This window comes from Nonomuraea sp. NPDC054003, assembly GCF_055585125.1.
Genome location: NZ_JBVJKR010000026.1, coordinates 75,414 through 81,819, shown reverse-complemented (window position 1 = coordinate 81,819; position 6,406 = coordinate 75,414). Strand labels below are relative to the sequence as shown.

Below are 6,406 nucleotides of genomic sequence, written 5' to 3'. Positions count from 1 at the left end.
CTGCTGTTCAACAACCGCATCTACGGGCTGACCAAGGGCCAGTACTCGCCCACCTCCGAGGTCGGCAAGGTCACCAAGTCCACCCCGATGGGATCACTGGACAAGCCGTTCAACCCGATTTCGCTGGCGCTGGGGGCGGAGGCGTCGTTCGTGGCGCGCACCCTGGATTCGGACCGCAAGCACCTGCAGGCGGTGTTGCGGGAGGCGACCGCGCATCGGGGCGCGTCCCTGGTGGAGATCTACCAGAACTGCAACATCTTCAACGACAACGCCTTCGAGCCGTTGAAGGACCCCGAGCTGCGTGACGACATCACGTTGAAGCTGGAGCACGGCCAGCCGATCGCCTCAGCCTCCAAGGCGGTCATCCGGGCCGCGAACGGCAGCCTGGAGGTCGTCCCCCGCGACAGCGTGGAGGAGGACCGGATCCTGGTGCACGACGCGCACAACCTCGACCCGTCGGTGGCGTTCGCGCTGTCCCGGCTGGACGAGCCCGCCTTCGACCACGTACCGATCGGGATCTTCCGCAGCGTGGACCGCCCGGCCTACGACACGCTGATGACCAGCCAGTTGGAAGAGGCCGTGGCGCAGAAGGGCCAGGGCGATCTGGCCGATCTGCTGATGGGCGGCGACACCTGGCGCATCGGCTGACCATGCCGTTCCTGAGGCGCCGCCGGATCCCCGGCGGCGCCTCAGATGCGTGAGAGCACCCGGTCGCTGACGAAGCAGAGCATGCCGAACTCCCTGGCCCGGCGGCAGGCGAAGTCGGTCAGCTCGTCGCTGTCGGCGTAGTCCAGCGCGTACAGGTCGAGCCCGAGGCCGAGCAGGCGTTCGGCGACGGTGGCGTGCGCCTCCAGCACGTCGTCAGGCCAGGGCGCGTAGCTCTCGGTGTCCACCCAGCGGGCCGAGAAGGACTCGAAGAGCACGCCGTCCACCAGGTCGGCCAGCTCGGGCAGCAGCCCGAACCCCCGGTTGGCCAGCAGGTAGCCCGGCCTGGCCTCCTCCTGGACGGCGGCGATCAGCAGCAGCAGGTGGGGCAGGTCGTCCGGGTAGTTGTGCTCGATGTTGAGCGTGTCCAGGAACAGTCCGTGGAAGCCCTTGTCCATGGCCTGGACCGCCTGGTCGACCACGTGCGCCACCCAGCGCGGGTCGCCCACCTGCACGAACGCGCCGCCCCAGTCGGGGTTGCGCTCCTCCCGGTGCCACGGCGCGGGCGGCCCGACGTCCTCGGTCAGCGACAGGTAGCCGAGCGTCCGCACGCCGCGCTCGCGCAACAGGTCCAGCTCGGTCCGCGAGTAGAAGTCGGCCTGCAGGACGACCATGTCGAAGCCGGAGAGCCGGTCCACCTCCCCCGCCCCGTAGTAGAACGCGATCGGCCTGGTCATGTCGTCCACGACTCCCGGTACCAGGCGTACGTCCTGCGCACGCCTTCCTCCAGCCGGACGCGCGGCTCGTACCCGGTGAGCCGGCGCAGCAGCGTGAGGTCGGGGCAGCGGCGCGCGACCGATCCCGCCGGGGCGGGCAGCTCGCGGACGGCGGGGCTGATCCCGGCGATCCGCAGCACGAGCTTGGCCAGGTCGCCGATGTTGGTCTCCTCCGTGTCGTCGCCGATGTGCACGATCCGTCCGGCCGCCTCCGGGGTGTCCATGAGCGTGATCACGGCGTCGGTGGCGTCGTCGACGTGGCAGAAAGCCCGGCTCTGGTCCGCGCCGTAGAGGTCGAACGGGTCCTCGCCGCGCATGGCACGCAGCGACAGCTCGGGGATGACGTGGTCGGCGCCCATCCGCGGGCCGTAGACGTTGTGGAAGCGGCCGACGACGGCGGCGAACCCCCTGGCCCGGGCGGTGTGCAGGACCGCCGCCTCGCCCAGCATCTTGGAGATGGCGTAGGTGTGGCGCGGCGAGCCGACGTCCTCGATCATCAGCGGCACGCTCTCCGGCGTGGGCACGGGCACCACGCCGGCGCTGACGCCGCCCGCGTACGCCTCGCTCGTGGAGGCGAAGAACAGCCGCGTGCCGGGGGCGATCCAGTCGAGCAGGTGCATCAGGGCCAGCGTGTTGACCCTGATCACCCGGGCCGGGTCGGACTCGACGTTCCGCACGCCGACCACGGCGGCGAGCATGTAGACGTGGTCCCAGCGATGCTCCAGGGCCGCGTACGAGGCCGGATCCGTGAGGTCGGCCGACCTGATCTCGACCTGGCCGGCGAGCCGGGTCAGCGTGGGGTCGCGGCGGCCACGGGAGAAGTCGTCGACCACGGTGACCTCGTGCCCGGCTTCGAGCAGCCGCGCGGCCAGGTGGAGGCCGATGAACCCGGCGCCGCCGAGCAGCAGGGCCCTCATGACACGCGCCCCTTCGTGCGGTAGCCGATGCCGGCGTAGCGGACGCCACGCGCCGTGACGGCGGCCTCGTCGAGGATGCGCCACGAGTCGAACAGCACCCGCACGCCCGAGCCGGCCAGCTTGTCGTCGACCTCGATCTCCCGGTAGTCCGGATGGTCGTTGATCACGATCATGGCGTCGGCGTCGGCGAACGCCTTGTCCAGGCTGACCGGCTCGCCGCCGTAACGGCGGATGACCTCGTCGGCGACCAGCGGGTCGTGCCCCCGTACGGTGAGCCCGGCGGCGGTGAAGACGGGCATCATGTCCGCGATCGGGGTGCCGCGCATGTCGTCGGTGGCGGGCCAGCCCTTGTACGCCCAGCCGAGCACGGACAGCCGGACCCCCTCGGTGCGGCCGAACTCCTCGCGGACCAGGCCGACGACCCGCTCGGCGACGTGCCCGGGCAGGCTCTCGTTGAGCGCCCGCGCCCGGCTCACCAGGTACGGTCTGCGCGACATGCTCGCGAGCATCAGGTACGGGTCCTTCGTCAGGCAGCCGCCGCCCACGTAGCCGGGCTTGGCCAGGTCAGGCCGGGGATAGTCGAGGTTGGTGGCCCTGATGACCTCCAGCGGGTCCAGCCCGTGCTGCTCGGCGATGAGGGCCAGCTCGTTGCCGAAGGCGTAGATGACGTCGGTGTGGCAGTTGTTCGACAGCTTGACCATCTCGGCGGTCTCCAGGCTGGAGACGGGGACGATCTGGTCGGCCAGCCCGGCGAACAGCTCGACGCCGGCGCGCAGGCTCTCCTCGTCCAGGCCGCCGATCACCTGGGGCAGCTCGACCAGCTCGCGCAGCGCCTGGCCCTGGATGGTGCGCTCGGGCGCCATGACGAGCCGGGGGCGGGCCCAGCGGGCGGCCAGGGCGGGCAGCACGACGTCGCGGCTGGTGCCGATCGGGACGGTGCTGCGGACCACGACCAGCGTGTCCGGGTCGCACCGGCGGGCGACCTCCTCGGCGGCGGCGGCCAGGTTCTCCAGCCGTGGGGTGCCCGTGGGGAAGTCCACCGGCGTGGACACGGACAGGATGACCGCGTCGAGCGGCTCTGCGGGCAGGTGGTCGCCGACGAAGATGCGCTCGCCGAGGAGCTCGGCGAAGGTCTCCGCCACCCCTGGCTCGTAGACGTGGACGCGGCCGCTGGACAGCGCCTCGACCACGGGGGCGCTGGTGTCGACCCCGACCACGGTGTAGCCGTTGCGTGCCATGGCCGCGGTCAGCGTCAGCCCCACGTAGCCCATGCCTACCACGCCGACTGTCTTCGGCATCGGACGCTCCTTTCCTCTCACTTGGATGCACAAGGCGGGCTGACGCGGTCGAGGTCGACCACGGTGACGTTTCCCGCGATTGCGTGCCTGCGGTAATGGGCGCAGGCGGCCTCGACGTTCGCCGGGTCCACGGCGTAGTCGGTGGCGAGCACGGCCTTGCCCAGGGCTTTCAGCGCGAGGGTGTCGGCCAGGTTGTGGTCGCACCACTCCTCGCGGCAGGGGTCGTCGGTGGCGCGGAAGAACAGCTCCTCCATGCCGATGCCGTCGATCGCGTCCGCGTACCCGGGGAAGTGCCGCAGCTCCGGGGAGTTCTGCGGGACGATCGCGAATCCGGGGCGGCGTTCCTTGGCGTGGCGGCTGATGCGGATGACCAGGTCGGCCATCTTCCGGCCGAGGGTGGCGCGGGTCTCGCCGGGCACCCTCGCCAGGTCGATCTCCTCGTACGCGAGCGGGGTGTCGAGGTAGACGCCGTCGAAGCCGGTCTCCAGCGCCCGGTCGAGCCGAGGGCGGACGACCTGCTCCCACCAGCGCTCCTCCCAGTAGCGGGCGAAGTGCTCGTCCGGCCAGTCGGGCCAGGTGTGCAGGAGCAGGTCCCGGTCGACCTCGGCGAAGTCCGTCCTGAACTCCTCGATGGAGCCGATCTCGAAGTACGCCAGCACCAGCTTCCCTGTGGCGCGTACGCGGGCGATCTCGTCGCGGCTGAAGTACCCCGGGACGGTGCCGTCACGGGACAGATCGATCACGGCGAGCTGATGCGGCGCCCGCGCGACCCCGTCCAGCCGCCCTTTCGGATACCCCTGCAACACATACGTGAACGACGTCACATCCGCCAACCCCGGCACCCTTCGCCCTTCAGCAGGCGCGGGCACGGCCCGGACACACCCCCCCAACACCACCAACGCCGCCCCGACCACCAACACCGGCCCCATCGACACACGCGGCCGCGCAGGACGGCCCGACGCGCGCCCCCAGACCCCAGGACCCAGCCGCGGGAACCCACCCGACGCGAGAGATCGTGGAGATCGCAGAAGCGAACGCGAGAACCCCTTCGACCTGCGCCCCCACACCACACCCGCCGACGGGCGCGGTCGTGTGGAGCTGCCTGGCTCGCGTTCCCCCTTCGCCCTTACCGGCAGGCTCGGGCGGGAAGAAGCGGGTGTGAGGCTTGGGTCGCTCATAGCATTGCCTTGATCGAGTCGGGCAGGGGGTACTGGGGTTGCCAGCCGAGGATGTGGCCGATGCGGGTGAGGTCGGCGCGGCTCCAGGTGACGGTGGCCGAGCGGCCGGCGGGGGGTGCGCTCTCGCGGATGTCGCCGGTGAAGCCGGCCGCGCTCGCGAGGAGAGCGATCGCCTCACGGACGGGGACGGCCCGGCCGCCGCCCACGTTGAAGACCCGTTCGGGCAGGTCGGGCGCGAAGGCGGCGCTCACGACGGCGCGGCCCACGTCGCGTACGTCCACGAAGTCGCGGTACGCGCCGAGCGGGCCCAGGTCGAGGTCGCGCACCCCGCTCGCGAGGAGATCGCGGGCCCGGCCGAGCACGCTCTCGCCGGTGAGGCCCGGCCCGACCGGGTTGAAGATCCGCAGCGACGCCCCGTCGACCCGGCCGTCGGCGGCGGCCTGCTCGACCAGCTGGGTCCCGGCCAGGTGGCTGATGCCGTAGCCGCTGACCGGCCGGGCCGGGTCCTGCTCGTGGACCGCGTGGCCGGGCGGAGTCGGCCCGTACTCGGCGGCCGAGCCCAGGCGGACGAACCGGGCGCCGGGCGCGGCCTGGGCCATCGCCTCGATGATGACGGCGGTGGCCAGCGCGTTGCCCCGCATCAGCTCGTCGTACCCGCCGGACATCCGCCCGGCGCAGTTGAGCACGACGGACGGGCGGACGGCGCGCAGCAGGCCGGCCACGTCGGCGGGCCGGGCGGCGAGCAGGTCCAGGTCCGCCCGGCCGGGGCAGTGCAGGCCGGACACCCGGCCGTCCCGTGTCAGCAGGTCCCTGACCTGCCGCCCCAGGAAGCCGGACGCGCCGAAGAGCAGGATGTCCGTCATCGCACCGGATCCCTGGACGGCAGCAGCTGCGGCCTGATCTCGTCGAAGCGCGCGTTGGCCTCGTCGTAGTCGTCGGGCCGCCCGATGTCGAGCCAGTAGCCGTCGAACTCGTAGATGCCCGGCGGCCTGTTCCGCGCGAGCAGGTCGAGGACGAGGTCGTCGAAGCCGAACGGCATCCCCTCGGGGTAGTGGGCGATGGTGTCCCTGGACAGCGCGTACACGCCCATGCTGACCAGGTAGCTGAGCAGCGGCTTCTCCCGGAAGCCGACGATCCGGCCGCCGCTGGCCTCCAGCACGCCGAAGTCGATCTTGACGACGCGCGGCGAGGTGGCCACGGTCAGCGGCGCCGCGGAGGCGACGTGCCGGGCCAGCAGGTCGGCGTAGTTCAGGGTGGTGAGCACGTCGCCGTTCATCACCAGGAAGTGCTCCGGCAGCCGGTCCCTGATCGGGAACAGCGGCCCGATCGTCGACAGCGGAGCGAGCTCCTCGGTGAAGTCGACCGACAGCCCCCAGCGCGAGCCGTCGCCGACGAACGCGCGGATGAGCGGGCTGAGGTGGCCGACCGCCAGCGTGGCGTGCGTGAACCCCTGATGGGTGAGCTGCTGGAGGATGATGTCGAGGATCGCGTACTCCTCACCGATCGGCACCAGCGGCTTGGGCAGGGCGGAGGTGTACGGGCGCAGGCGGACCCCCTTGCCGCCCGCGAGTATGACGACGTGCATGCTGGTT

The 6,406-nt window shown here is 71.5% G+C and carries 7 protein-coding genes; 1 reads left to right on the top strand and 6 read right to left on the bottom strand.

Features of this window, described 5'->3' with window-relative positions; genetic code table 11:
- Positions 1–648 (top strand): thiamine pyrophosphate-dependent enzyme (locus tag ACZ6YG_RS42720; RefSeq protein ID WP_466021113.1); only part of this gene is annotated, 648 nt, incomplete at its 5' end.
- A 41-nt stretch (positions 649–689) separates the two neighbouring features.
- Here the strand turns inward: ACZ6YG_RS42720 and ACZ6YG_RS42715 are convergent.
- From ACZ6YG_RS42715 to ACZ6YG_RS42690, 6 genes are all read right to left on the bottom strand, one after another.
- Positions 690–1,382: a hypothetical protein gene (locus ACZ6YG_RS42715; protein WP_466021112.1), complete on the bottom strand. Its 693-nt coding sequence runs from the start codon at positions 1,380–1,382 to the stop codon at positions 690–692.
- On the bottom strand, positions 1,379–2,338 hold the full coding sequence (locus ACZ6YG_RS42710) for an NAD-dependent epimerase/dehydratase family protein (protein ID WP_148036470.1): 960 nt from the start codon (positions 2,336–2,338) through the stop codon (positions 1,379–1,381). Before ACZ6YG_RS42710 ends, ACZ6YG_RS42715 begins: the two co-directional genes overlap by 4 nt.
- Positions 2,335–3,636: a nucleotide sugar dehydrogenase gene (locus tag ACZ6YG_RS42705; RefSeq protein ID WP_466021111.1), complete on the bottom strand. Its 1,302-nt coding sequence runs from the start codon at positions 3,634–3,636 to the stop codon at positions 2,335–2,337. The genes ACZ6YG_RS42710 and ACZ6YG_RS42705 overlap by 4 nt, the downstream gene beginning before the upstream one ends.
- A 17-nt stretch (positions 3,637–3,653) precedes the next feature.
- On the bottom strand, positions 3,654–4,565 hold the full coding sequence (locus ACZ6YG_RS42700; RefSeq protein WP_466021110.1) for an endo alpha-1,4 polygalactosaminidase: 912 nt from the start codon (positions 4,563–4,565) through the stop codon (positions 3,654–3,656).
- A 245-nt stretch (positions 4,566–4,810) separates the two neighbouring features.
- Complete coding sequence (locus ACZ6YG_RS42695; RefSeq protein WP_466021109.1) at positions 4,811–5,677, bottom strand: NAD-dependent epimerase/dehydratase family protein; 867 nt, start codon at positions 5,675–5,677, stop codon at positions 4,811–4,813.
- Complete coding sequence (locus tag ACZ6YG_RS42690; protein ID WP_148036466.1) at positions 5,674–6,399, bottom strand: sugar phosphate nucleotidyltransferase; 726 nt, start codon at positions 6,397–6,399, stop codon at positions 5,674–5,676. Before ACZ6YG_RS42690 ends, ACZ6YG_RS42695 begins: the two co-directional genes overlap by 4 nt.
- Positions 6,400–6,406: the final 7 nt, after the last annotated feature.